The organism is Streptomyces sp. NPDC039480 (assembly GCF_055597165.1).
Map to the genome: position 1 here is coordinate 64,491 of NZ_JBVITX010000001.1, position 24,338 is coordinate 88,828.

The 24,338-nt window shown below is 71.6% G+C and carries 20 protein-coding genes, 1 tRNA gene and 1 pseudogene; 11 read left to right on the top strand and 11 right to left on the bottom strand.

What is annotated here, in order from left to right; translation table 11 throughout:
- The first annotated feature begins 18 nt into the window (after nucleotides 1–18).
- The 8 genes from ACZ56E_RS00295 (at nucleotide 19) to ACZ56E_RS00330 (ending at nucleotide 8,956) form a co-directional block, all read left to right on the top strand.
- A complete protein-coding gene (locus ACZ56E_RS00295; RefSeq protein WP_471211445.1) occupies nucleotides 19–1,146 on the top strand; it encodes an inositol-3-phosphate synthase in 1,128 nt (375 codons plus the stop codon).
- 373 nt (nucleotides 1,147–1,519) lie between these two features.
- On the top strand, nucleotides 1,520–2,656 hold the full coding sequence (locus ACZ56E_RS00300; protein ID WP_471209084.1) for an SCO3242 family prenyltransferase: 1,137 nt from the start codon (nucleotides 1,520–1,522) through the stop codon (nucleotides 2,654–2,656).
- Complete coding sequence (locus ACZ56E_RS00305) at nucleotides 2,653–3,633, top strand: sugar phosphate isomerase/epimerase family protein (RefSeq protein ID WP_471209087.1); 981 nt, start codon at nucleotides 2,653–2,655, stop codon at nucleotides 3,631–3,633. The genes ACZ56E_RS00300 and ACZ56E_RS00305 overlap by 4 nt, the downstream gene beginning before the upstream one ends.
- Nucleotides 3,630–4,313: an EboA domain-containing protein gene (locus tag ACZ56E_RS00310; RefSeq protein ID WP_471209090.1), complete on the top strand. Its 684-nt coding sequence runs from the start codon at nucleotides 3,630–3,632 to the stop codon at nucleotides 4,311–4,313. The genes ACZ56E_RS00305 and ACZ56E_RS00310 overlap by 4 nt, the downstream gene beginning before the upstream one ends.
- An 8-nt stretch (nucleotides 4,314–4,321) precedes the next feature.
- On the top strand, nucleotides 4,322–5,173 hold the full coding sequence (locus ACZ56E_RS00315; RefSeq protein ID WP_468603483.1) for a TatD family hydrolase: 852 nt from the start codon (nucleotides 4,322–4,324) through the stop codon (nucleotides 5,171–5,173).
- A 3-nt stretch (nucleotides 5,174–5,176) separates the two neighbouring features.
- Nucleotides 5,177–6,346 carry a metabolite traffic protein EboE gene (gene eboE / locus ACZ56E_RS00320; RefSeq protein ID WP_471209093.1) on the top strand — a complete coding sequence of 390 codons (1,170 nt, stop codon included), beginning with the start codon at nucleotides 5,177–5,179 and terminating at the stop codon, nucleotides 6,344–6,346.
- The gene (locus ACZ56E_RS00325; RefSeq protein ID WP_471209096.1) at nucleotides 6,343–7,719 is read left to right on the top strand and encodes a nucleotide pyrophosphatase/phosphodiesterase family protein; all 1,377 of its coding nucleotides are present in this window, start codon (nucleotides 6,343–6,345) and stop codon (nucleotides 7,717–7,719) included. The genes eboE and ACZ56E_RS00325 overlap by 4 nt, the downstream gene beginning before the upstream one ends.
- 148 nt (nucleotides 7,720–7,867) lie before the next feature.
- Nucleotides 7,868–8,956 carry a sugar phosphate isomerase/epimerase family protein gene (locus ACZ56E_RS00330; RefSeq protein ID WP_471209098.1) on the top strand — a complete coding sequence of 363 codons (1,089 nt, stop codon included), beginning with the start codon at nucleotides 7,868–7,870 and terminating at the stop codon, nucleotides 8,954–8,956.
- A gap of 114 nt (nucleotides 8,957–9,070) precedes the next feature.
- On the opposite strand, the gene ACZ56E_RS00335 is transcribed toward ACZ56E_RS00330, so the two are convergent.
- Entirely contained in the window at nucleotides 9,071–10,420 is a 1,350-nt protein-coding gene (locus ACZ56E_RS00335) for a DUF2254 domain-containing protein (protein ID WP_471209109.1), read from the bottom strand.
- 141 nt (nucleotides 10,421–10,561) lie between these two features.
- On the opposite strand from ACZ56E_RS00335, the gene ACZ56E_RS00340 reads away from it, so the two are divergent.
- A tRNA-Leu gene (locus ACZ56E_RS00340) sits at nucleotides 10,562–10,649 on the top strand.
- Nucleotides 10,650–10,731: 82 nt separating this feature from the next.
- On the opposite strand, the gene ACZ56E_RS00345 is transcribed toward ACZ56E_RS00340, so the two are convergent.
- From ACZ56E_RS00345 to ACZ56E_RS00355, 3 genes and pseudogenes are all read right to left on the bottom strand, one after another.
- Nucleotides 10,732–11,826, bottom strand: coding sequence for a lytic polysaccharide monooxygenase auxiliary activity family 9 protein (locus ACZ56E_RS00345; protein ID WP_471209113.1), 1,095 nt, complete (start codon nucleotides 11,824–11,826; stop codon nucleotides 10,732–10,734).
- Nucleotides 11,827–11,836: 10 nt separating this feature from the next.
- Nucleotides 11,837–13,306, bottom strand: a complete 1,470-nt coding sequence (locus ACZ56E_RS00350) for a glycoside hydrolase family 6 protein (protein ID WP_471209116.1) — start codon at nucleotides 13,304–13,306, stop codon at nucleotides 11,837–11,839.
- Nucleotides 13,307–13,439: 133 nt separating this feature from the next.
- Nucleotides 13,440–14,242, bottom strand: a pseudogene (locus tag ACZ56E_RS00355) (GH12 family glycosyl hydrolase domain-containing protein); the annotation flags it as partial.
- A 771-nt stretch (nucleotides 14,243–15,013) separates the two neighbouring features.
- Between ACZ56E_RS00355 and ACZ56E_RS00360 the strand changes: the two are divergent.
- On the top strand, nucleotides 15,014–15,685 hold the full coding sequence (locus ACZ56E_RS00360) for a lytic polysaccharide monooxygenase auxiliary activity family 9 protein (RefSeq protein WP_471209119.1): 672 nt from the start codon (nucleotides 15,014–15,016) through the stop codon (nucleotides 15,683–15,685).
- Nucleotides 15,686–15,852: 167 nt separating this feature from the next.
- Entirely contained in the window at nucleotides 15,853–17,442 is a 1,590-nt protein-coding gene (locus tag ACZ56E_RS00365; RefSeq protein ID WP_471209122.1) for a PQQ-dependent sugar dehydrogenase, read from the top strand.
- Nucleotides 17,443–17,483: 41 nt separating this feature from the next.
- Here the strand turns inward: ACZ56E_RS00365 and ACZ56E_RS00370 are convergent, their stop codons facing one another.
- The 7 genes from ACZ56E_RS00370 to ACZ56E_RS00400 all read right to left on the bottom strand — a co-directional run bounded on the left by ACZ56E_RS00370 (nucleotide 17,484) and on the right by ACZ56E_RS00400 (nucleotide 24,240).
- Nucleotides 17,484–18,158, bottom strand: a complete 675-nt coding sequence (locus ACZ56E_RS00370; protein WP_471209125.1) for a GntR family transcriptional regulator — start codon at nucleotides 18,156–18,158, stop codon at nucleotides 17,484–17,486.
- A 123-nt stretch (nucleotides 18,159–18,281) separates the two neighbouring features.
- A complete protein-coding gene (locus ACZ56E_RS00375) occupies nucleotides 18,282–19,286 on the bottom strand; it encodes a proline racemase family protein (RefSeq protein ID WP_471209128.1) in 1,005 nt (334 codons plus the stop codon).
- 55 nt (nucleotides 19,287–19,341) lie between these two features.
- Nucleotides 19,342–20,250 carry a dihydrodipicolinate synthase family protein gene (locus ACZ56E_RS00380; protein WP_471209131.1) on the bottom strand — a complete coding sequence of 303 codons (909 nt, stop codon included), beginning with the start codon at nucleotides 20,248–20,250 and terminating at the stop codon, nucleotides 19,342–19,344.
- Nucleotides 20,247–21,848 (bottom strand): FAD/NAD(P)-dependent oxidoreductase, encoded by a 1,602-nt coding sequence (locus tag ACZ56E_RS00385; protein WP_471209134.1) that lies wholly within the window; start codon nucleotides 21,846–21,848, stop codon nucleotides 20,247–20,249. Before ACZ56E_RS00385 ends, ACZ56E_RS00380 begins: the two co-directional genes overlap by 4 nt.
- Nucleotides 21,829–22,152 (bottom strand): (2Fe-2S)-binding protein, encoded by a 324-nt coding sequence (locus ACZ56E_RS00390; protein ID WP_471209137.1) that lies wholly within the window; start codon nucleotides 22,150–22,152, stop codon nucleotides 21,829–21,831. Before ACZ56E_RS00390 ends, ACZ56E_RS00385 begins: the two co-directional genes overlap by 20 nt.
- Nucleotides 22,142–23,365, bottom strand: coding sequence for an NAD(P)/FAD-dependent oxidoreductase (locus tag ACZ56E_RS00395; RefSeq protein WP_471209139.1), 1,224 nt, complete (start codon nucleotides 23,363–23,365; stop codon nucleotides 22,142–22,144). Before ACZ56E_RS00395 ends, ACZ56E_RS00390 begins: the two co-directional genes overlap by 11 nt.
- An 86-nt stretch (nucleotides 23,366–23,451) precedes the next feature.
- Nucleotides 23,452–24,240 carry an AraC family transcriptional regulator gene (locus tag ACZ56E_RS00400; protein WP_471209142.1) on the bottom strand — a complete coding sequence of 263 codons (789 nt, stop codon included), beginning with the start codon at nucleotides 24,238–24,240 and terminating at the stop codon, nucleotides 23,452–23,454.
- Nucleotides 24,241–24,338: the final 98 nt, after the last annotated feature.

Sequence of the window (24,338 nt, forward strand, 5' to 3'; positions counted from 1 at the left end):
ACGCCCAATACTTCCCCCCTGGGGACGTCGCCCGTCGGGCCCACCGGCGTGTGGCTGATCGGGGCACGCGGCTCGGTCGCGACCACGGCCGTCACCGGCTGCGCGGCGGTCGCCGCCGGACTGCACGCGCCCACCGGCATGGTGACCGAAACCCCGCCCTTCCTGGACCGCGGACTGCCAACGTTGTCCTCCCTCGTCTTCGGCGGCCACGACACCACGAGCTGCCCCCTGCCCAAACGCGCCGAGGAACTCGCCGCGGGCGGCGTCCTGCCGCACGACCTCCCCTCGGCCGTCCGCGCCGAACTCGCCGCCGCCGACGCCGAGATCCGCCCCGGCGGCCCCCGGCCCGGCGACTCCCGCAGCGACGAGGAACTCATCGACGCCTTCACCACCGACCTCCAAGACTTCGTACGCCGCCGCGGACTGGCCCGCGCGGTCGTCGTGAACGTCGCCTCCACCGAACCTCGCCCCACGGACGGCGACGAACGCCTCCCCGCCAGCTCCCTCTACGCGGCAGCCGCCCTCCGGGCCGGCTGCCCCTACGTCAACTTCACCCCCTCCACCGGCCTGCACCACCCCCGCCTCACCGAGGCCGCACGTGCCTCCGGCCTCCCGTACGCCGGCCGGGACGGCAAGACCGGCCAGACCCTCCTCCGCTCCGTGCTCGGCCCGATGTTCGCGCAGCGTGCACTCGCCGTGCGCGCCTGGTCGGGCACGAACCTCCTGGGCGGCGGGGACGGCGCCGCCCTGGCCGACCCGGCGGCCGCCGCCGCGAAGAACGCGGGCAAGGAACGCGTCCTCGCCGACACGCTGGGCACCACCCCCGAAGGCGAGGTCCACATCGACGACGTGCCCTCCCTCGGCGACTGGAAGACTGCCTGGGACCACATCGCCTTCGACGGTTTCCTCGGCACCCGCATGGTCCTCCAGACCACCTGGCAGGGCTGCGACTCCGCCCTCGCCGCGCCCCTGATCCTGGACCTCGCCCGCCTCACATCCCGCGCCCACGAACGAGGCCTCTCCGGCCCCCTCCCCGCCCTCGCCTTCTACTTCAAGGACCCGGACCCCGGCGCCCCCGCCGCCCTGGGCGACCAGTTCACCTCCCTCTTGAGCTTCGCGGAGCGGTTGGGGGAGGGGGGACGATGAGCCGGGGGTGCGGGAGCGGGGGCCCCGGGTCGGGCATCCGGGGCGCGGTGCGCGCCGGGCGGCGGCGTCCGGTGCTTGGGTGTCCACGCCGGAGCGGGGGGTGTGGGAGTGGGAGCCCCGGGTGGGGCATCCGGGGCGCGGTGCGTGCCGGGCGGCGGCGTCCGGTGCTTGGGTGTCCCCGCCTCGCCTTCGGGGGTGCGCGCCTCACGTTGGAGGGTGCGGGCCGACCCTTCGAGGGGGTGGGTCCTGCCTTCGAGGGTGCGGGTCCTCCCTTTGAGGGTGAGCGCCCACCCTTCGAGGGCGCGCGTCCACCTTTCGAGGGTGCGGGCCCACCCTGCGAGGGTGCGGGTGCCGTGCCGGTGGATGAGGCCGTATGAACACCGCACACGGCGCCGCCCGCGCCTGGGCCGAACTCCTCCGGCTGCCCGCCCTGTTCACCGTCCCCGGCGACGCCCTCGCCGGGGCGGCGACGACCGGCCTGCGCCCCAACCACCGCACCCTCCTTGCCATTGGTTCCTCTCTCTGTCTGTACGAGGCCGGCATGGCCCTCAACGACTGGGCGGACCGCGCCGAAGACGCCGTCGAGCGCCCCGAACGCCCCCTGCCGTCCGGCCGCATCGCCCCGCCCGCGGCCCTCGCCGCCGCGACCGCCCTCACCGTCACGGGCCTGGCCCTCGCCTCCCGAGCGGGCCGCCCCTCCCTCACGATGGCGAGCGCCCTGGCCGGCACGGTGTGGGCCTACGACCTCGGCCTGAAGCACACGCCCGCGGGACCGGCATCCATGGCCGCCGCACGCGGTCTCGACCTGCTCCTCGGCGCGACCGCCACCGCGGGCCCCGGCCACGGCCCGAGCGTCAAGGCCGCCGCCCCTTCCGCCGGAGTCCTCGCCGCCCACACCCTCGCCGTCACCGTCGTCTCCCGCCGCGAGGCCCAGGGCGGCTCCTCAGCCGCCCCCTTGGCCGCCCTGGCAGTGACGGCCGCGCTGGCAAGGCTGTTGGGCGGTGGCTTCGGCAGTGGGGGAGGGCCTGGCAGTGGTGGTGGACCCGGCGGCGAGGTTGCGTCCTGCGGTGGGGGTGGTCGAGACGGTCACTGGAGAGGTGGGTGGGGTACCCCCGGGGTCGTCGGTCGGAGCGATGCACGCGACCGTGAGAGCGGCCTCCGGAGCGAGCTGAGCGGTCCGAGCCCTCGGCGGCGTCTCCGCCTCGGTCAGTCCGGCCAAGGAGGCTTCCTGGTCAGTCGAAACGTCGGCGCCACCCTCCCCACCGGCCGCCAGGCCCTCCGTGGCGCGCTCGCCCTCGCCTACGTCGGGACCGCCGCCAAGCCCTTCTTCCATGCTGCCCTCAACCCGTCACCTCCCCTCACCCAGCGGGCCGTCGGCGGCGGGATCCGCGCCATGATCCCGCTGCAGGCCGCCCTGGCCGCCCGCGCCGGCGCCGCGGGCACCGCTCTGCTGACCGCGGCCTTCGCCCCTGCCTCCCGCAAGTTCGCACGGAAGGTGAGCGTCACATGACGGGTACGGCCCCGAGCCACCCCCACCCGGCCGACGGGCTCCGCTTCGGCTACGGCACCAACGGTCTCACCGACCTCCGCCTCGACGACGCCCTCGGCCTCCTCGCCGACCTCGGCTACGCGGGCGTCGGCCTGACCCTCGACCACATGCACCTCGACCCCCTCGCCCCCGATCTCGCCGCCCGCACCCGACAGGTGGCCCGCAGACTCGACCACCTCGGTCTGACCGCCACCGTCGAAACCGGCGCCCGCTATGTCCTCGACCCGCGCCACAAGCACGGCCCCTCCCTCCTGGATCCCGATCCGGAACGGCGCACCGAACGTGTCCGCCTCCTCATCCGCGCCGTCCAGGTCGCCGCCGACCTGGGCGCCCACGCCGTGCACTGCTTCAGCGGCATCACCCCGGCGGGCACCTCCGACGACACCGCGTGGCAGCGCCTCGCCGACGCACTCGGCCCCGTGCTCGACGCCGCGTCCGGCGCCGGCGTCCCGCTCGCGGTCGAGCCCGAACCAGGACACCTCCTCTCCTCCCTCGCCGACTTCCACCGCCTGCGCCACGAGCTCGACGACCCCGACCCCCAGCTGCTCGGCCTCACCCTCGACATCGGCCACTGCCAGTGCCTCGAACCACTCCCTCCCGCGGACTGCGTGCGCGCCGCCGCACCCTGGCTGCGACACGTCCAGATCGAGGACATGCGCCGCGGAGTCCACGAACACCTGCCTTTCGGCGATGGAGAGATCGACTTCCCGCCCGTCCTCGAAGCGCTGGCAGCCGTCGGCTACCGGGGGCTGACCGTCGTCGAACTGCCCCGCCACTCCCACGCGGGCCCCGACCTCGCCACCCGCTCCATCGACTTCCTGCGCCGGGCCGCATCCGCCACCCCGGGGACCCTCACCGCTCGCACTGCCACCGTCGGCACTGCCTCTGCTCCCGCTGCACCTCCCGCTCACGCCCACGTCGAAGGAGGTACCCCGTGACCGAGACCCCCGGGATCGCCGCCCTCCGAACCCGTCTCGAAGCCGAACTCGGCGGCGCCGCCCGCGCCTGGCTCGACCAGGCCACCGCCGAGGCCGCCGCCCACGGAGGACGATCTGAGCAGGAGAAGCGGGGGCCCCTCGCCACTTGGGAGTTGCGGTTCGCCGAGGCCGGCAGGCGCTGCGGCGCCGACCACGCCGACGCGGCCCGCATCCTGCTTCTGCACGCCGCGAACGCGACCCCGGCCACCCTCGCCCGCGTCTACGCCCACGGCACCGCCGACGAACGCCGTGCCGTCCTCCTGGCCCTGCCCCACCTGGTGCCCGGCCCCGAAGCGCTGCCCCTGGTCGAGGACGCCCTCCGCACCAACGACACGAGGCTCGTCGCCGCAGCCGTCGGCCCCTACGCCGCCGCTCACCTCGCCCCGCACGACTGGCGCCACGCCGTCCTCAAATGCCTGTTCACCGGGGTCCCCGTGGACGGCGTCGCCGACCTGACCAGGCGCGCCCACGGGGACAGCGAACTCGCCCGCATGCTCGGCGACTACGCGAGTGAGCGGACAGCGGCCGGCCGTACCGTCCCCGGTGACCTGCACCGCGCCCTGCGTCTGACCGCCCCAGAGTCCCCCGAGCCGCCCTCGGCCCCCACGGGCCTCGCGGGCCATCCGTCCGGCGAGGAGTAGGAGTCCTGATGCGTATCTTCGATCCCCACATCCACATGACGTCCCGCACCACCGACGACTATCAGGCGATGTATGCCGCCGGTGTCCGCGCGGTCGTGGAGCCCGCCTTCTGGCTCGGTCAGCCCCGCACCTCGCCCGCCTCCTTCTTCGACTACTTCGACTCCCTCCTCGGCTGGGAACCCTTCCGCGCCGCTCAGTACGGCATCGCCCACCACTGCACGATCGCCCTGAACCCCAAGGAGGCGAACGACCCCCGCTGCACTCCCGTCCTCGACGAACTGCCCCGCTATCTCGTCAAGGACAACGTCGTCGCCGTCGGGGAGATCGGCTACGACTCCATGACGCCGGCCGAGGACACCGCGCTCGCCACCCAGCTGCAGCTCGCCGCCGACCACGAGCTGCCCGCTCTCGTACACACCCCGCACCGCGACAAGCTCGCGGGCCTGCGCCGCACCATCGATGCCGTCCGCGAGTCCGCCCTGCCCATGGACCGCGTCCTGATCGACCACCTCAACGAGACCACCGTCAAGGAGGCCAAGGACAGCGGCTGCTGGCTGGGCTTCTCCGTCTATCCCGACACCAAGATGGACGAGGAACGGATGGTCGCCATCCTGCGCGACGTCGGACCCGACCGGGTGCTGATCAACTCCGCCGCCGACTGGGGAAAGAGCGACCCCCTCAAGACCCGCAAGGTCGCCGACGCCATGCTGGCGACCGGGTACGGCGAGGACGACGTCGACCTCGTCCTGTGGCGCAACCCCGTGGCCTTCTACGGCCTCAGCGGCCGGCTCCGACTCGACGTAAGGGAACCGGACACGACGACCCACGAGGGGAACTCCATCCTGCGCGGCGGGGCGTGAGCCATGCGCTTCCGGCATCCCGACGGCTCCACCGTCCACCTCGCCTACTGCACCAACGTCCACCCCGCCGAGACCCTCGACGGCGTGCTCGCCCAGCTCCGCGACCACTGCGAGCCCGTGCGCAAACGGCTCGGCAGGGACCGCATCGGCATCGGACTGTGGCTCGCCAAGGACGCCGCCCACGCCCTCGGCACCGACCCCGCCGCACTGCGCGGCCTGCGCACCGAACTCGACCGGCGCGGCCTCGAAGTCGTCACGCTCAACGGCTTCCCCTATGAGGGATTCGGCGCCGAACAGGTCAAGTACCGCGTGTACAAGCCGGACTGGACCGACCCGGAGCGCCTCACCCACACCACCGAACTGGCCCGGCTGCTCGCCGCCCTGCTGCCCGACGACGTCACCGAAGGCACCATCTCCACCCTCCCGCTCGCCTGGCGCACACCCTTCGACGACCTCCGTGCCGAGGCCGCCCGCACAGCCCTCGCCACGCTCGCGCAACGCCTCGACGCCCTCGCCGAACTGACCGGCCGCTCCATCCGCATCGGCCTCGAACCAGAACCCGGCTGCACCGTCGAGACCACCGCCGACGCCATCACCCCGCTCACCGCGGTCGGCCACGACCGCATCGGTGTCTGCGTCGACACCTGTCACCTCGCCACCTCCTTCGAGGACCCCGGTGACGCCCTCGATGCTCTCGCCGCCGCGGGCATCCCCGTCGTCAAGTCGCAGCTGTCCGCCGCGCTCCATGCCGAACACCCCCACCTTCCCGACGTACGCGAGGCACTCGCCGCCTTCGACGAACCCCGCTTCCTCCACCAGACCCGCACCCTGACCCGCACCGGCCTGCGCGGCACCGACGACCTCGGCGAAGCACTCACCACGGACGTCCTGCCCGACACGGCGCCCTGGCGCGCCCACTTCCACGTCCCCCTGCACGCCGCTCCCGCGCCGCCGCTCACCTCCACGCTCCCCGTGCTCCAGGACGTCCTGACCCGGCTCGTCGGCGGACCCGTCCCCCTCACCCGCCACCTCGAGGTCGAGACCTACACCTGGCAGGCCCTCCCGCCCGCACTGCGCCCGCGCGGCCGCCCGCAGCTCGCCGAGGGCATCGCCGCCGAACTCGCCCTCGCCCGCGACCTCCTGACCGACCTCGGCCTCAAGGAACTCCCATGACCCCGACCCCCTTGCTGGTTCTTGACGTCGTCGGCCTCACCCCGCGCCTCCTCGACCACATGCCCCGCCTCAAGACGCTCGGCCAGTCCGGGTCCCGAGCGCCGCTCGGCACCGTCCTGCCCGCCGTCACCTGCGCCGCCCAGTCCACCTTCCTCACCGGCACCACCCCCGCCGAGCACGGCATCGTCGGCAACGGCTGGTACTTCCGCGAGCTCGGCGACGTACTCCTCTGGCGTCAGCACAACGGTCTCGTCGCCGGGGACAAACTGTGGGACGCCGCCCGCCGCGCGCACCCCGGCTACACCGTCGCCAACATCTGCTGGTGGTACGCCATGGGCGCCGACACCGACTTCACCGTCACCCCCCGCCCCGTCTACTACGCCGACGGCCGCAAAGAACCCGACTGCTACACCCGGCCCCCGGACCTCCACGACGAACTCACCGAAAAACTCGGCACGTTCCCCCTCTTCCACTTCTGGGGGCCCGGCGCGGACATCGTGTCCAGCCGCTGGATCGTGGACGCCACCCGCCACGTCATCGACACCCGCCACCCCGACCTGGCCCTGTGCTACCTCCCTCATCTCGACTACGACCTGCAACGCTTCGGCCCCGACGACCCGCGCTCCTTCCAGGCGGCCGCCGACCTGGACGCGACCCTCGCCCCGCTTCTGGACGACGCGAAAGCGGAGGGCCGCACCGTCGTCGCGCTCTCCGAATACGGCATCACGTGGGTGAACCGGCCCATCGACATCAACCGGACACTGCGCCGAGCGGGCCTGCTGGAGGTGCACACCCAGGACGGCATGGAGTACCTCGACCCGATGGCGTCCCGCGCCTTCGCCGTCGCCGACCACCAGATCGCCCACGTCTACGTCCGCCGCCCGGAAGACCTCGACGCCACGCGCGCCGCCCTCAAGGACGTCCCCGGCATCGAGCAGCTCCTCGACGACGAGGGCAAGAAGGCACACCACCTGGACCACCCGCGCTCCGGTGAACTCGTCGCCGTCGCGGAGCCGGATGCCTGGTTCACGTACTACTACTGGCTCGACGACGCTCGCGCGCCCGACTTCGCGCAGCTCGTCGAGATCCATCGCAAACCCGGCTACGACCCTGTCGAGCTCTTCATGGACCCCCAGGATCCGTACGTCCGCGTCAAGGCCGCGGGCGCGCTGGCCCGGAAGAAGCTCGGCATGCGCTATCGCATGGCGGTCGTGCCCCTGGACCCGTCACCTATTCGCGGCAGCCATGGCCGCCTCCCCACGAGCGAGGACGAAAGTCCGCTCATTCTGTGCTCCACCCCCCGCGCTGTCAGCGGCCGCGTCGCGGCCACCGATGTGAAATCGCTCCTGCTCGACCTCGCGGGCCTGCGGTGACGACCGCCTGCCCGCGCCGCTGAATCTGCTTGATCTCCACTGAACCAGAAGGCTCGGGCCCTGCCATCAGGGTCCGACCCCCAGTGATCCCCGATCCGTTCTTCGAACCCATCCCTGACGCCACCCTGAGCCAGCCGAGGAGAACCGCATGATCCGCAAGCCATCCTCCACCGATCCCGGTCCCGATCCTGAACTCGCTCGCAGACTCAGCCGACGCGGCATGCTCGGTGTGGCCGCCGGTGCGTCCGCCGCGGCCCTCCTCGGGGCGGCGACCCCAACGGCCGCTGCGTCGACTGGCTCGATCGGCTCCACCGCTCCGGCCGGCTCGGGGAAGGGCCGCGGGCGTCCCGTCCTGCCGCCCGGTCGGCTCGGCATTCAGCTCTACAGCCTCCGCGACAAGGTCTCCACCCTCGGATTCGCTCCCGTATTCGCGGAGTTGGAGAAGTACGGATACGACGAGATCGAATTCGCCGGCTACACCCAAGGCTCGGCAGGTGCCATCACACTCGCCCAGCTCAAGGCGCTGGCAAGGGACCACGGTCTGCATCCCATCGGCTCCCACGTCGGCTACTACGCCGACAACAACCCCAACGCGTACACGTTCGCGCAGAACCTCACCAAGGTCCTCGACGACGCAGAGGCCCTCGGCCTGAAGCACATCGGCACCGCGTCGGGGCCCTTCCGCTACGGCACCACCGTCGACGCCTGGAAGCGTGCGGCGGAGGACTTCAACACGTACGGCGAAGCGGCCCGTAAGCGCGGCATGAAGTTCTACCAGCACAACCACGCCGAGGAGTTCTCCTTCGCCACCGACAAGCCGAAGGTCCGGCTCTACGATGTGCTGCTCGCCGAGACCGACCCCGACTTCGTGTACCTGGAGATGGACATCTACTGGGCCTACAGCGCCCAGTTCCGGTTCGGCAAGCGGCCCGACGGTACCCCCGCGCCCTTCGACCCGCTCGACTACGTACTCAAGCAGCCCCACCGATACCCGTTGTTCCACGTCAAGGACGGCATCCGCGACGAGAGCACGCGCGACGGCTACCGCATGACGGACGTCGGCGACGGCGACATCGACTACAAGAAGTTCCTGTCCAAGGTGACCGGGCGTACGCACCACGGAAAGCGCTACCACCATTGGCAGACCGAGCACGACAACCCGGCCGAGTCCTACGCCTTCGCGCGCAAGTCCAGCGAGCACCTGCACTCACTGCGCACCGGCCGCTGCGGCGACTGACCGCACGCCGACATGTAGGCATGTAGGCATGGAGGGGGTCCTCCCGCTGTCGGCGGGAGGACCCCCTCCATGCGCGGTCATGTCACGACGTGTCTTCACCGCGGAGATCCTGGTTCAGCCGATGCCCTGTCGGTCCGGCAGCAGGGCGAAGACACGGTCCGCCGCCTCCGGCACCGAGCGCTCCACGGCCTGTGCGAGGAGTTCCCGGTGCCGCAGCAGTGGTTCGCGCCGCTCCTCGGGGACGAGCAGCAGCAGATCGTCGAGCCCGGCCAGCATGCGTCGGGTGACCTGGGGGTTGCCGACCGCGGTGCCCCTGATCTCCGCGAACCCGAGATCGACCAGGGCGGTCCAGTCCGGTACCGACTGGACCAGCCGCAGCGCCCCGCGCCGGTCGCGGTGCCCGAGCGCGCCGAGCGGGTGCGGGGCGACCGACGCGAGGAACTGCACGATGCGGTCCAGGGCCTGCACGGCGGTCGTCGGATCGTTCACCGCAGGCGACAGGGCCCGCAGCGCGATGTCGGACAGCTGTCGCAGACCGAACCCGAGATCCTGGTGGAAGGTCCGCTCCACTCCCACGGACACGGTGTAGCCGAGCGCCCGCCGCGAGGGCGCCGCGCCGCCGTGCACCGTGAACACCGGCGTCCCCGGCACCACGAAGTCCCCGATCCGGGGGATCAGCCGCAGCACGACCCCCTGTCGCCGGGCCGCCCGCACGGCCCGTGCGATGTTCACGTCCCGCAGGACGCCCGCCCTGCCGTGATGCGTGACCCGGGCGGTCTCGGGCCCGAGCTGCTCCGTGTCCACCGGGAGCTCCGTGGGCTGCTTCACGGCGACCCGGAACGACTCGCGGGCGATCCGGTCGATGACGAAGCCGATGCGCATCATCCGGACGGTCCCGTTCACGTACGCCACGAACAGCAGCAGGCTCAGCAGCACCATCACCATCGCGAGCACCGACTCCACCAGCGGCACGCTCGTCAGGAGCCGGGGATCCCGCTCGCTGTCGAAGGAGGTGAGGGTCAGGAGGGAGAAGAGGAACGTCGCCAGGAACACGGTCAGCGTGATCTTGGTGATGCGGGACCGGACGTACAGCCGCACCACCCGCGGGCTGAACTGCCCGCTGGCCATCTGTACGGCCACGAGCGAGATGCTGAAGACGACACCGATGAACGTCATCATGGCGCTGCCGATGGTGCTGATCACCGCCTTGGCGTCGTCGGCGATCCCCATCAGCTCCTTGATCGCGTCGTAGTCACCCCCGTCCCGCAACGACGCGACGATCTCCGTGTCCAGCTCCGCCGCGCCCCACCACAGGAGCATGGCCCCCATGAGCCCGGCGGTCGGCGCGAACCACATGGTGTCCCGCAGGTGCTCACGCAAGGGGGAGAGCATCCGGGGGCGGTGCACCTTCATGTCGCCGAGCATGCCACTGCCGCTGCCACCGGTAATCGTTCCGTCACTCATGGTGAGACTCTAGGCGGGGTGGCGCGGGTCACCGTGCATACCGCGGTCGGCGGGCGGATACGCAGGTGAAAGGCACTCCGAAACCTTGGTATTGTTGTCCATGTCGCCGCGGGGAACGCCCCGCAGGGCGGCAGACACCTAGTCCGGGTGGCGGAATGGCAGACGCGCTAGCTTGAGGTGCTAGTGCCCTTTATCGGGCGTGGGGGTTCAAGTCCCCCCTCGGACACCAAAAGATCAATCAGATCCCCACGGTTCTTCGCGAACCGTGGGGATCTGTTGTTTCCGCCGAAGGGCGGGGGCGAGGCGGGTCGCTACGGATTCACGCAGGTGATCGAACCGGTCGGTAGGTTGTTGCCGGTCGAGGTGGCGGTGAAGCCGAATGTGGTGGTGCCGTCCGGTGGGATGGTGCGGTTGTGGTCGACGTTCTTGACCGTGACCGTGCCGTCGGAGCCCGGGCTGAGCGTGCCGTTCCAGACTTGGTCGATCTTGGTGCCGGTGCCTGGCTGCCAGCGCACGGCCCATCCGTTGCGCGCGGTGGTGTTGTGGTTCATCACCTCGACGGAGCCCTGGAAGCCGCCGTTCCAGGAGTTCGTCACCTTGTAGAGGGCCATGCAGCCGGTGTGCGGGTCGCTCGGGGTAGGGGTAGGGGTAGGCGTGGGGGTCGGGGTCGGAGAGGGGCCTCCCGTGCCGTCGCGGATGCCGGTCACCTCGCCGTTGCCCCCGTCGAAGACGATGTCGGAGCAGGAGAAGAAGTTCTCCTGGCTGTCCGACCGCACCCACTGGATGAACATCATCGCGTCGCCGGAGCGGCCCGAGGGCAGCTTCAGGTCCCAGTAGTAGTGACCGGACTCGCTCCCCACGGAACCGGACTGCGGCGGGTTGGTGACGGTCTGGACGAGTTCCAGGTCGCCCCAGCCCAGCGGCTTCGTGGGGGAGTAGCCGGGCTTGGAAATGTACACGCGGAAGTCACCCGGGTGCGCCGCCCAGTTGCTGTGCTTGATCTTGATCGAGGCCCCGGAGGTGAGGTGCGTGCGGGGCCAGTCGGCGCGGGCGGCGTTGTAGCCGGTGAAGTTGTACGGGGAGCGGTCGCCGGCGCTGCACAGCTTGCCGTCCGGGACGTAGCCCGGGCCGCGTCCGCCCGCGTTGGAGTCGAGCACGGCGAACCAGTTGTACAGCGCGTTGGCGCCGCTCTCCGCGAGCGCCGCCTTGCACGCCGGGTTCGTCGGGTCGAGCGCGCCGGTGCTGGTCTTGGCGTCCAGATAGCAGAGGTACGTCCGCGATCCGGGCGTCATCGTCACGCCGTGCGCCTGCGCGCTGTTCTGGCCGACGAGGGCCAGACCGAGCCCGCTGAGCAGGGTGGCCAGCACCGCGAGTAAGGACAGTGGTCGTCTCTTGCTTCGATTCATCGTCCGTCTCCTAGGGGCCGTCGGTGGGTACGGCGGGGTGGGCGTTGCGTACGAGCATGGAGAACTGATCGTGGAACCAGTGCCCGGCCAGCGGCGCGTCGGGCATGGCGCCGGTCGGGTTGCCGCCCGTGCCCGGGGCTGTGTGGTCCGGGTCGCACATCGGGTCAGGGCGCTTGCCCTCGTCGTTCGGGATGTCCTTGCTCGCGCCGTCCGATTCCCCCGGTGGCTTGACCCACAGGAACGCGTCGAGGTGCGCGTCCGGGGAGTCGGCGGGCACGGCCTGCGGGGGGCGGCCGAGCCCCGCGCCGTTGACGTTGCACCACAGGCCGCGGTGGGTGCGGCGGTCCACCTTGGACTGGCTGACGTAGGTGTCGAGTACGGTGCTTGTCCCCTCGGCGGTCGGCCGGTCGCTGCCGCCCCACCCGTTGCGGGAGGTGTCGATGGCCATACCGGTGGCAGCGGGCCAGCCCCGGGACACCAGCGCGGAGTGCAGGGCCTTGGTGTAGTCCGACTCGTCGAAGTTCGGGTTCCACCCGTAGAACGTGCCGGACTTGACCACGTTGCCGCCGACCGTCTTGTCCGGGTCGGTGAGGAACGGCTCGGTCAGGGGCGTGTAGTTGGAGACGTTGGTGATCAGACCGTCCACGCTGCGCAGACCGGCCCTGGTGCCCTTGACGACGTCCGTGTACAGATCGGCGGTCTGGGAGAGATTGGTGTCCCAGCCGAGCCAGCCGGAGTGGCCGACGTCCATGTACGTGTACACGTTGGGGAGGGCGTGCAGCTTGTTCAGGGCGTACCGGGTGGCGGCCACCTGGATGCCGCTGCTCTTGGCCCGGGCGCACTCCGGGTCGGAGAGGTTGGTGACCAGGTTCGGAAGGCCGTCCGGCTCGATGACCGTGGTGATGCGGATGTCACGGTACTTCGGTCTGGCGAAGACCTTGGCGATCTCGTCGATGTACTCGGCCTTGTAGCGTGCCAAACCCTTGTAGGTGAGCGGCAGTTCACCGTTGGAGGCGAGGGCGGCGCAGTCGCGGCCCGGCAGGTCGTACACCACGAACGAGGCGACGAGCGGCCGGCCCGGCTTCTTCTGCGCGAGCGCCAGGTCGAGGTGGTCGGCGAGGCTCTTGCGGCCCGCGTTGGCGTCACCGCCGTGGATGGCGGCGATCCGGTCCAGCCAGACGGCCGTCGGGTAGTTCTTGACCTGCGCCATCTTCGACTTGAGGGTCGCGTCGGTGGTCCTGGCGATGGACCCGTCGACGAGGCGGGCGTAGTCCGGGTTGACGTAGAACGACGCGTCGGCGAACGGGTTGTCGACGTGCGGCGCCGCCGCCGACGCCGGGGGCGCGGCCACCTGGACCGCCGCTCCAAGGAGGAGGGTGCTCAAGGCGGCGGCCAGAGCAGCCGATCGCTTGCGGTGGGGTCTGCGGGGGCGGTGGGAGCGGTGGGGTCGGGTGATCGTGCGGCTGGTCGGGTCGGGCATGTGCTCTCCTGGTGGATGGGGGTGGGGGCGGACAGGGGAACTCCTGGTCGGGCGCCGGCACCGCCCGGGCGCCGGAGTCACCGGGCCCGCCCGGGGTCAGCCGCCGGTGTTCACGGCGGAGGAGGAGGAATTCACCGGGCCCGCCCGGTGTCAGCCGCCGATGTTCACGGCGGAGGAGAAGGAGTTCACCGACAGCCCCGCGCCGTTCTGCCACGGCTCGAAGCCGGCCTGCACGCTGGTCAGGTACCAGTTGCGCTGCGCCATGCCTCGGGCGACCGCCTGGTCGACGAAGTCCATGACGTCGAAGCTCCAGCTCGTGATCGCCGAGGGGGCGACGAAGGAGATCACGTCGTTGGAGCCGTTGCTGCCGGTCCAGACCTCCCAGGTGCGCCCGCCGACTGTGGCAGTGCCGATCCGGGAACCGATGGGCTGGATCGGGCCGACCCGGTTGAACCAGATCATGATCTCGGTCCGGTTCACGCCGTCGGTGCGGGGCGTCGGGTCCAGCCAGATGTCGTACGAGGCGTTGAACACGGCGCCTGACACATAGCCGTAGGAGATGCTGCTCGGCGCGCTGGAGACGGTGCTGATCTGCGCGGGGAGCTTGGTCCCGGGTGAACAGACGGTGTAGTGACAGCCGTTGAAGATCGACGGATACGACTTGGGGGCGCCGTTGGTGGGTACCGAACCGTCGGCCCGGGCGACCCGGAAGCCGGTGTTGGTGGCGGTGACGCACTGGGTGGCGCTGGTGCCCCAGCGGTTGTTCTGGACGACGTAGCGTCCCTGGATCACGGTGGTGCCGAACGGCTCACAGATCGTGGTGTCGGCCTGGGCCGGGGTGCTGACCACGAGGAGCGCCGCCACCGTGGTGAGAGCGGTGAACAACGCGCCTGACAGGGCACGGACGGTGCGGAGGCGATGCGGTGAGGAGCGCATGAAGGAGCCTCTCTCCGAGGGGTCATCTTTCCGACTGCGGGAGCGTTTCCGTCTCTCTACAAGTGGGAGCGCTCCCACTCGCTCACAGCCGGACTGTAAGAGTCCGGCGGGGTCATGACAACCCTGTGAGCACCGATCCGTCGAACGGAATCCGGGTCTCTGTACAGGCATCCGCGGAAAAACGTAACCCTGCCCGCAGCGAGCGAAAGTGGCCATCCGGCGGACGGGCCCGGCCGACGGCGTCCCGGCGGGCCCGCGCAAGGACTTCGAAAGCATGAGCCGACGCCGCGTACCGACGGCCGATCGACCCAGGTGGGCAGGTACGACGCCGCGGAGTGCGTCGGACGTCCAGGGCCCGTCGACCGGTTCTCGCAGCACGCGCCGACGCGGAGCACACTCCCACCCCGCCCCGGGGGTCGACGTCACGGGTGGAACCGGCGCCCGCCGAACGGTGGGAACACTGTGCCGCGCGGTGCAATGGAGAGGACGCGTCGGCCGACGAACCGGCCCCTGGCCCCGTCTCTTGCGGCATGCGCACCCCGCCCCGCGCACCCGGCATCCGGCCGGGGCGACCGCCGCCGGACGACCCTCCGGGCCCCCGCCCGCGCCCCCACGCTTGCCGCGTCAACTACTTCACGGATGTGGCGCGTTCGGCTGTTGCCGCCGCGTTTCCGCGCCCGCAGATTGTTTCGCGGGAGCGCTCCCACGCGCCACCCACACGTCACCCCCCACGTCTCATCCGACGCACCCCCCACAGGAAGCAGGAGCCCGATGGATCGTCATTCTCATCTCCTCGGCACGAGACGCGGCCTGACGCTCGTCTTCAGCGCTCTGGTCGCGTTGCTGCTCAGCCTGGTCCCCTGGAGCGGGACCGCGGTGGCGCACGGTTCCGTCGTCGACCCGGCGACGCGCAATTACGGCTGTTGGCAGCGTTGGGGCAGCGATCACCTCAACCCGGCGATGGCCCAGCAGGACCCCATGTGCTGGCAGGCGTGGCGGGCCGACCCCAACGCCATGTGGAACTGGAACGGCCTGTACCGCAACGGCTCCGGCGGCAACTTCCGGGCGGTCGTCCCGGACGGTCAGCTGTGCAGCGGCGGCCGGACCGAGGGCGGACGCTACAACGCGCTGGACACGCCCGGCGCGTGGCGGACCACCGCACTCGCCGACGACTTCACCGTCAAGCTGTACGACCAGGCCAGCCACGGCGCGGACTACTTCGAGGTCTACCTCAGCCGGCAGGGCTACGACCCCGTCACCCAGCCCCTGCGCTGGAGTGATCTCGAACTGGTCGCCCGCACCGGCAAGTACGCGCCGAGCCAGAACTACTCGATCCCCGTGAGCACCTCCGGCTACAGCGGCCGCCATGTGGTGTACACGATCTGGCAGGCGTCGCACATGGACCAGACGTACTTCCTGTGCAGTGACGTCGACTTCGGCTGACCGCACCGGCTCGCGGCGATGACAGCGCCGCCGGGCTGAGGGCGCCGGCGGAGTGCCGTCCCGCCGGGCAGCACCATGCCCGGCGGGACCTGTCCGCCTCCGCCGGCCGCCCTCATCTCTCCCCCTGTCCAGCTCTGCCCAGCTCCCCGTCCTCCTGGAGCCGCCCCATGCCCCGCAGCCGCCGCACCGCCCTCACCCGCCCGGTCCGCCTGCTTCCCCTCCGCCCCCTCCTCCCCCTCGTCCTCTTCACCCTTGTACTGAGCACTCTCGTCACCCCGCCAACCGCCGCCTCCGCCGCGACCCCGCGCGACACGGCGTCCGGCGTGCCCCAGGCCGGGAGAGCCGCGGACGTCCCCTTGACCTCCCTGCACGCCACCACGACGCAGGTCGCCTCCGGGCTGAGACGGCCCACCGCCCTCGCCGCCCCCGACGACGGCTCCGGTCGGCTCTTCGTCACCGAGAAGTCCGGCACCGTCCGCGTCTACCACCCCGACACCGGTCTGGCTGCCACCCCGCTCCTCGACATCAGGTCTTCCGTGGACGAGTCGGGCAACGAACGCGGCCTGCTGGGCATCGCCGTCCCGCCCGACTTCGCCACCAGCCGGCAGCTGTACCTCGCGTACACGGCCCTGCCCGACGGCGCGGTCACCCTCGCCCGCTACCGGCTCGACGGCGCGCGGCTGGAACCTCTGCTCTCCCAGGAGCACGCCGAGTACAGCAACCACAACGGCGGCCAGCTCGCCTTCGGCCCCGACGGACACCTCTACTGGAGCATCGGCGACGGCGGCGGTTCGGCGGACCCCCTGCGCGCCGGGCAGCGACTGGACACGCTCCTCGGCAAGATCCTGCGCGTCGACGTGAACCGCACGTGCGGGGAGCTCGCCTACTGCGTCCCCGACGACAACCCCTTCGTCGACGTCCCCGGCGCCCGCCCGGAGATCTGGCTGTACGGGCTGCGCAACCCGTGGCGGTTCTCCTTCGACCGGGCCGACGGCTCGCTGTGGATCGGTGACGTCGGCCAGGGCCGCTGGGAGGAGATCGACCACATCGCACCGGGCCGCGGCGGGCTCAACCTCGGCTGGTCCTGCTACGAAGGGCTGGAAAGGTTCGAGGGCGGCGACTGCACCCCGGGTGAGCGGTACACCAAGCCGGTGTTCACGTACTCCCCGTACACGGGCGGGTGTTCGGTCATCGGCGGGCATGTCTACCGCGGCAAGAAGTACGCCGACCTGGCCGACGGCACGTATCTCGCCACCGACTACTGCTCCTCGACCGTCTGGGCGCTGCGTCCCGACGGCAGCGGCGGCTACGAGCAGGCGGAGATCGGCGAGCTGCCCACGCAGGTGACGTCGATCGGCGCGACCGTCGACGGGGAGCTCTACATGGTCAATGACCTGCCCGGCGGTCTGCACCGCCTCTCGCTCGCGCGGGAGGAGCCCACCTGTCGCGTGGACCGGACCGTGCAGAGCTGGGGAACGGGCACGAAGGTCGACCTCACCATCACCAACACGGGCACCACGGCCGTGAAGGGCTGGAGGCTGGAGTTCCCCCTCGCCCTCGGCCAGACCGTCGTCTCCGACTGGGGCACCGATCTGACGCAGGGAAGCAACACCGTCACGGCCGCCAACGCCCCGTACAACGCCGACATCCCGCCGGGCGGGCGTGTCACTCTCGGCTATCTCGCCGACCACACCGGAGACAGCACACCACCGCCGCGCTTCCTGCTCAACGGGGACGCGTGCGCCGTGGGGCGGTGACCTGCCGGCACGGTGACAGCTCACGGCTCACGGCTCACGGCTCACGGCCGGTCGGCGTTCTCGGCCCAGAGTGACCGCACGTGGCCGAGGTGCCGGGCCATGCACTGCTCCGCGGCCTCGGCGTCGCCCGCCAGCATCAGGTCGAGGAGTTCGATGTGCTCCTCGGCCGACGGGGTCAGCTGGTCGCGTTCGTCGAGGGTCGTCAGGCCGTAGAGACGGGAGCGCTTGCGGAGGTCGCCGACCGTTTCGACCAGCCGGTCGTTGCCCGAGAGGGCGAGGAGCGAGAGGTGGAAGCGGCGGTCGGCCTCCAGATAGGCGATGAGGTCGTGGTCGCGGGCGGCGCGCACGATCTCCTCGGCGACCGGGCGCAGCACCTCCAGGTCCGCGCGGGCCGCGGTGCGGGTGATGCGGCCGATCATGGGGACCTCGATCAGGCCGCGGATCTCCGTGTACTGGTCGAGGTCGCGTTCGTTGACCTCGGTGACCCGGAAGCCCTTGTTGCGGACCGGCTCGACCAGGCCCTCCCTGGCCAGGTCGAGCATGGCCTCGCGCACCGGCGTCGCCGAGATGCCGAAGTCCTCGGCGAGGCCGGGCGCGGAGTAGATCTCGCCGGGGCGCAGTTCGCCGGAGATCAGGGCAGCGCGCAGGGCGTGGCCGACCTGGTCGCGCAGCCGCTCCCTGGTGGTGATGAGGTTCTTCTGCTTCAGGTGCCCCATGGTGTCCCCTCCGGTGGTCCCCGCGCCCGCGCGGATCACCAAAGTACAATGTCACGTGGCAAGTTGGGGCCCGGGAGGAGCTCGGGAGGACTGAGGGGGCTCAAGAGGACTCAGGCGGGGGGATCAGAGCAGGAAGCCCGCCGGGAAAGGGTCGTCCGGGTCGAGGAAGTACTGGGCGGTGCCCGTGATCCAGGCCCGTCCGGTGATCCGGGGGACGACCGCGGGCAGGCCCGCCACCTCCGTCTCCGCCACCAGCCGCCCGGTGAACTTCGTCCCGATGAAGGACTCGTTGACGAAGTCGCGGTCCAGCGGCAGCTCGCCGCGGGCGTGCAGCTGTGCCATGCGCGCGGACGTGCCCGTGCCGCACGGCGAGCGGTCGAACCAGCCCGGGTGGATCGCCATGGCATGCCGCGAGCGGCGCGCGTCCGAGCCGGGCGCGGCCAGATAGACGTGCTTCACCCCGGCGATCTCCGGCTGCTCGGGGTGGGCCGGGCGGTCCGGCGACGCGTTGATCGCCTCCATGACGGCGAGGCCCGCCGCCAGCAGGTCGTCCTTGCGTGCGCGGTCGAACGGCAGGCCCAGCGCGTCGAGTTGGACGAACGCGTAGAAGTTTCCGCCGTAGGCCATGTCGTACGTCACCGTGCCGTGCCCCGGCACCTCGACCTTGCGGTCCAGGGCGACACAGAACGCCGGAACGTTGGTGAGCGTCGCCGACGTGGCCGCGCCGTCGCTCACCCGGACGTCCACGGAGACGAGGCCCGCCGGGGTGTCGAGACGCACTGTCGTCACCGGCTCGGTGACCCGGACCATGCCGGTCTCCACCAGCACCGTGGCCACGCCGATGGTGCCGTGGCCGCACATGGGAAGGAGCCCGGACACCTCGACGTAGAGGACTCCGTAGTCGGCGTCCGGACGGGTCGGGGGCTGGAGGATCGCGCCGCTCATCGCGGAGTGGCCGCGCGGCTCGTACATCAGGAGGGTGCGGAGGTGGTCCAGGTGCTCGATGAAGTGGAGCCTGCGGTCGGCCATGGTGGCGCCGGGGAGCACGCCGACACCGCCGGTGATCACGCGCGTGGGCATGCCTTCGGTGTGCGAGTCGACGGCGTGGAAGACGTGACGGGTGCGCATGGGTCCCTTCCGGTTCTCAAAGCGGGGCAGGTGCAGACAGGGGGAGGGGAAGGGGTCAGCGGTGGCCTGCTGCCATCGCCTTCTCCGTCGCCGAGCGCACCAGCGCCTCCGTGGGGCCGGACAGCGGTGAGCGCGGCGGGCGGGTCGGGCCGCCGCGACGGCCCACGATGTCCATCGACAGCTTGATGGACTGCACGAACTCCGTCTTGGAGTCCTGGCGCAGAAGCGGGTGCAACGACCGGTAGAGGGGCAGGGCCGTGTCCAGGTCCCCGGCGCAGGCGGCGTCGTAGAGCTCCACGCAGGTGGCGGGGAAGGCGTTCGGGTAGCCGGCGATCCAGCCGACCGCGCCCGCGAGCGCGAGTTCGAGCAGGACGTCGTCGGCCCCGATCAACAGTTCCAGCTCCGGGGCGACTTCGGCGATCTCGTACGCCCTGCGGACGTCCCCGGTGAACTCCTTCACCGCCACGACGGTGCCGTCCCCGTGCAGCCCCGCCAGCAGGTCCGGGGTGAGGTCGACCCTGGTGTCGAACGGATTGTTGTACGCGACCACGGGCAGGCCCGCCTTGGCGACCTCGGCGTAGTGGGCGCGTACGGCGTGTTCGTCGGCGCGGTAGGTGTTCGGCGGAAGGAGGAGCACGGAGCCGCAGCCCGCCGCCGCGGCCTGTTCGGCCCAGCGGCGGGACTCGGCACTGCCGTAGGCGGCGACGCCGGGCATCACGCGGGCCCCGTCGCCGGCGGCCGCCACGGCGGTACGGACGACGCGGGCGCGCTCGTCGTCGGTGAGGGTCTGGTACTCGCCGAGGGAACCGTTGGGGACGACGCCGTCGCAGCCGTTGCCGATGAGGTGGCTGACGTGCTCGGCGTAGGCGTCGTAGTCGATGGAGAGGTCATCGCGCAGGGGGAGCGCGGTGGCGACCATGATGCCGCGCCAGGGGCGGTCGGCGGTCCAGGTGGTGGTGGTCATGAGGGCTGTCCTTCTGTCGGGTGCGGAGGGGAGGTGGCGGAGTCGGGCTCCTCCGGGAGCGCCGCGAGAACGCCGAGCGGCACGGGTGTCGCGAGCAGGCGGCGGTCAGGGGATGTGGTTGTGGATGTGGGGAGGAGGGTCGGAGGGTGGTGGGGGTGGTGTGGCGAGGAGGGCGGGGGTGGCGACGACGTGAGGCAGGTCGTCGTCCAGCCGCACATGCGGCCCTGGCACCAGCCCATGCCCGCTCGGGTCAGGAGTTTCACGGTGCGTGCGTCGCGGGCGCCGTACTCCGTGACGGCCTCGCGGATCCGGCCCGCCGGGATCTCCTCGCAGCGGCATACGTCCGTGTCGTCGGAGAGCCACCGGGTCCAGCCGGGGCCCGGCGCGTGCGCCGCGGCCATGACGTCGGCGAAGGCGGTCATGCGGTCACGGCGGCGGCGCAGGGTGCGCAGGCGCGAGGTCGCGGCGGGGCGGCGTCCGGTGAGCCGGGCCGTGACGGCCAGCGCGGCCAACTCGCCCTCGACAAGAGCGGCTTGAGCACCGCCGATGCCCGACGTCTCGCCCGCCGCCCACAGGCCGCGCAGCGATGTCTCCTGCAGCGGGGTCAGCGTGAGGGCGTGCGTGCCGTCGGTGGTGCGGCGGGTCGCGCAGCCCAGGGCGGTCGCCAGGTCTATCTGGGGGACCAGGCCGTGACCGACGGCCAGCGCGTCGCAGGCGATACGTCGGTCCGTGCCCGGCACTGGCCGCCAGTCGCGGTCGAGACGGGAGACGGTCACCGCCTCCAGCCGGTCCGTGCCGTGCGCCTCGGTCACCGCATGGCGGGTGCGCAGGCGCACCTTGCGGCGGAGCAGACTCGTGCCGTGCAGTGCGGCCTCCGCCAACTTGTGCGGCTGGGTGGCGAGTACGGCAGGGTGGCGGGCGTAACCGAGGTATCCGGAGGCCTCGATCAGTTCGGGTACCTCAGCTCCGGCCGAGGTGAGCGACGCCGCCACCGCGAGCAGCAGGGGGCCGCTGCCTGCGACGACCACACGTCGGCCGGGCAGGGCCAGGCCCGACTTGAGCATGGCCTGGGCGCCGCCCGCGCCCACCACGCCGGGCAAGGTCCAGCCGGGGAAGGGGAGATGGCGTTCGTACGAGCCGGTCGCGAGGAGGAGCGCGCGGGACCGGACGACCACTGGACGCTGCCCCGAGTCACCCGAGTCACCCGAGTCAACCGAGTCACCTGCGCCGCCCGCGCCGCCCTCCTCGTCCGCGAGGGCGTGGACCGTCCAGCGGTCTTCTGCCTCACGCGTGACCGTCCAGACGTGATGGCCGAAGAGGCGGGTGGCGCCGCTCGCCGCCAGACGGTCGCGCAGGTCGGCGAATGTGGACCAGTCGTGATGCAGGGCTTCGGGTCGGGCGGCGCGTGTGGCCGCAGGGGGGTGCCGGTAGAACTGACCACCCGGCTGCGGCGCCGCATCCAACAGGGCGACAGTCAGACCGAGTTCCGCTGCCGTCACCGCGCCGGCGAGACCCGCGGGTCCGGCGCCCAGGACCACGAGGTCGTACGACAGCGGGTCTTCCGGTGTCGCGGTGGCCTCAGCTGTCGAGTCCGGCATGACCGTTCCCTTCCTGGGTGGTGACCGTGTCGCCGGGGTGGGCGGTGACCAGGCACGCCCGTCTGTTGGGCCGGCCGTTGACGGTCGCGAGGCAGTCGAAACACTGGCCGATGCCGCAGAACGCCCCGCGCGGCCGGCCGTCGACGCGCGTGGTCCGCCAGGAGAGGATTCCCGCGGTCCAGAGCGCGGCGGCGATGGACTGGCCGGGAAGCGCGGTGAGTTGCTGCCCGTCGAAGGTGATGGTGAAGGCGCTGTCAGGGGGAACCTCGACGAGTTCGGCGGGGGTCCGGTCGTCATATGTCATGGAGGTTGCTCCTCTCGACGGCCTTGGGCGGGTGGCCCGCTGCGGGGCCTTCACTCGCGAAGCGCCCCGGTGCGAACGGGCTTGCCGACAGCGGAAGTTCTGCGCCCACCAGCATTGCCGCGATCAGCGCCCCGGTCGCCGGAGCCAGGCCGATGCCCGCGCCCTCATGACCGCACGCGTGCAGCAGGCCGGGCACGCGTGGGTCCGGACCGATCGCCGGGAGGTGGTCAGGGAGGTAGGGGCGGAACCCCGCGTACGTCCGGATCGCCCGCACCGCGGCGAGGGCGGGGAACAGGCCGACCGCCTGGGCCGCGAGCCGCCGCAGGACCTCCACGGACAGCGTCCGGTCGAAACCCACCCGCTCCCGGCTCGCCCCGATCAGCACCGGGCCCGCCGGAGTGCCCTCCACCACGGCGGAGGTCTGCAGCGCCGCCGAACCACTGGCGACATCGGCGACGTACTCCGCGGAATACACCTTGTGGCGCACCACGCGCGGCAGTGGCTCGGTGACGAGGACGAAGCCTCGGCGGGGGAGTACGGGCAGCTCCACACCGGCCAGGCGGGCCAGTTCACCGCCCCATGTGCCGCCGGCGTTGAGCACGTGCGGCGCCCGCACCTCGCCCCGCTGTGTCCGCACGCCCCGCACCTCACCCTTCGTGCCGGTCAGGACCGCGGTGACCTCCTCGCCGAGCCGCAACGTCAGGCGTCCGGCGTCGGCCGCCGCTCGCAGCAGGTGCGCGGCGGCGAGGGCGGGCTGTACTTGGGCGTCCTGCGGGTAGTGGAAGCCGCCCGCGAGACCGGGCGCGAGGTGCGGTTCGAAGTCGGCGAGGCGGTCGGCGGGGACCTCGGCCGCCTCGACGCCCGCGCGTGTCTGCGCGGCGGCGAGGTCCCGCAGCGCGGCGAGCCCCGGCTCGGTCGAGGCGACGACCAGGCCGCCCTTCGCCTCGTACTCGACGCGCGAGGGAAGTTCGGCCGCGAGCTCGCGCCACAACTGGGCGGAGAGCAGAGCGAGTTCGAGCTCAGGGCCCGGCTCTTTGTCGGATACGAGGAGGTTGCCCTCGCCCGCTCCGGTGGTGCCGCCCGCGACGGGGCCGCGGTCGATGACGGTGACGTCGAGTCCGGAACGGGCGGCGTAGTAGGCGCACGCGGCGCCGACGACGCCCGCCCCCACGATGATGAGGTCCGGCTGTCCGGACGGGTGTCTCGTGAGCACGGCAGTAATATTTCACATGGCACTGGTGCTGCCAAGAGTGCGTCAGCTAAAGGGAGTTGATGATCTCGCCGGAAGGGGGCGGGAGGTCAGGCGCGGCGCTGATGCGCGCCGGGCGTGTATCCGTAGGCTCGGCGGAACACGTCGATGAACGCGCTGGTGGACGACCAGCCGCAGCGGTGCGCGACCGTGGTGACCGGCATGCCGTCGGCCAGCATGCGCAGCGCGTGGTAGAGGCGCAGTTGGGTGCGCCACTGCGGGAACGTCATCCCGAGCTCCCGGCGGAAAAGCCTGCTCAGGGTGCGTTCGCCGGCCCCCGCGGCGGCGGCGAGTTCGGCCAGGCCGCGCGGGTCGGCGGGATCGCCGTGCAACAGGTCGCAGACGGCGGCGAGGCGGGGGTCGGCCGGGGTGGGCAGCTGCACGGGTTGCTGCGGTGACGCGCGCAACTGGTCGAGGAGAACGGCGCGCAGCCGGCGGCGCTCCGGGGATTCGTCGTGCGGGGCGCGGGTGCAGGCGAGGATCAGTTCGCGCAGGAGCGGGCTGACGGCGAGGACGGTGGGGGAGTCGAGGCCGAGCGGGTTCGTGCCTGCGGGCAGGCCGAGCAGGTGCAGTGCGAGGTGGCCGTGGGCGCGGTGCGCGTGGACGCATCCCGCGGGCACCCAGATGGCCCGGGTGCCCGGCGCGAACCAGGTGCCCGCGTCGGTGGTGACGGCGACGACGCCGGAGCCCGCGTAGATGATCTGGTGGTCGTCGTGGCGGTGCGCGTCGATGCGCTCTCCGGGGGCGAGTTCCCGGGTGTCGGTGGGGGCTTGAGGGGTGTGGCGGATGGACGGGAAGGTGCCATCGCCGCTCGGAGAGGTTTGGCGGATCTTCGGCACAGGTTGGCACTTTATCGGAAGCAGGCCAGCCGGGGGCGTGGCGAGGATGAGGCGGTGTCGACGAACCAGCCCTCACCCTCACGTCAGTACGCACGCCC

Coding starts and splice junctions, on each gene's coding strand:
- ACZ56E_RS00375 (WP_471209128.1), bottom strand. CDS start 19,286: ATGCGCACCCGTCACGTCTTCCACGCCGTCGACTCGCACACCGAAGGC.
- ACZ56E_RS00365 (WP_471209122.1), top strand. CDS start 15,853: ATGCCCCGCAGCCGCCGCACCGCCCTCACCCGCCCGGTCCGCCTGCTT.
- ACZ56E_RS00370 (WP_471209125.1), bottom strand. CDS start 18,158: ATGGGGCACCTGAAGCAGAAGAACCTCATCACCACCAGGGAGCGGCTG.
- ACZ56E_RS00390 (WP_471209137.1), bottom strand. CDS start 22,152: ATGACATATGACGACCGGACCCCCGCCGAACTCGTCGAGGTTCCCCCT.
- ACZ56E_RS00380 (WP_471209131.1), bottom strand. CDS start 20,250: ATGACCACCACCACCTGGACCGCCGACCGCCCCTGGCGCGGCATCATG.
- ACZ56E_RS00345 (WP_471209113.1), bottom strand. CDS start 11,826: ATGAATCGAAGCAAGAGACGACCACTGTCCTTACTCGCGGTGCTGGCC.
- ACZ56E_RS00360 (WP_471209119.1), top strand. CDS start 15,014: ATGGATCGTCATTCTCATCTCCTCGGCACGAGACGCGGCCTGACGCTC.
- ACZ56E_RS00305 (WP_471209087.1), top strand. CDS start 2,653: ATGACGGGTACGGCCCCGAGCCACCCCCACCCGGCCGACGGGCTCCGC.
- ACZ56E_RS00325 (WP_471209096.1), top strand. CDS start 6,343: ATGACCCCGACCCCCTTGCTGGTTCTTGACGTCGTCGGCCTCACCCCG.
- eboE (WP_471209093.1), top strand. CDS start 5,177: ATGCGCTTCCGGCATCCCGACGGCTCCACCGTCCACCTCGCCTACTGC.
- ACZ56E_RS00350 (WP_471209116.1), bottom strand. CDS start 13,306: ATGCCCGACCCGACCAGCCGCACGATCACCCGACCCCACCGCTCCCAC.
- ACZ56E_RS00335 (WP_471209109.1), bottom strand. CDS start 10,420: ATGAGTGACGGAACGATTACCGGTGGCAGCGGCAGTGGCATGCTCGGC.
- ACZ56E_RS00315 (WP_468603483.1), top strand. CDS start 4,322: ATGCGTATCTTCGATCCCCACATCCACATGACGTCCCGCACCACCGAC.
- ACZ56E_RS00385 (WP_471209134.1), bottom strand. CDS start 21,848: ATGCCGGACTCGACAGCTGAGGCCACCGCGACACCGGAAGACCCGCTG.
- ACZ56E_RS00300 (WP_471209084.1), top strand. CDS start 1,520: ATGAACACCGCACACGGCGCCGCCCGCGCCTGGGCCGAACTCCTCCGG.
- ACZ56E_RS00330 (WP_471209098.1), top strand. CDS start 7,868: ATGATCCGCAAGCCATCCTCCACCGATCCCGGTCCCGATCCTGAACTC.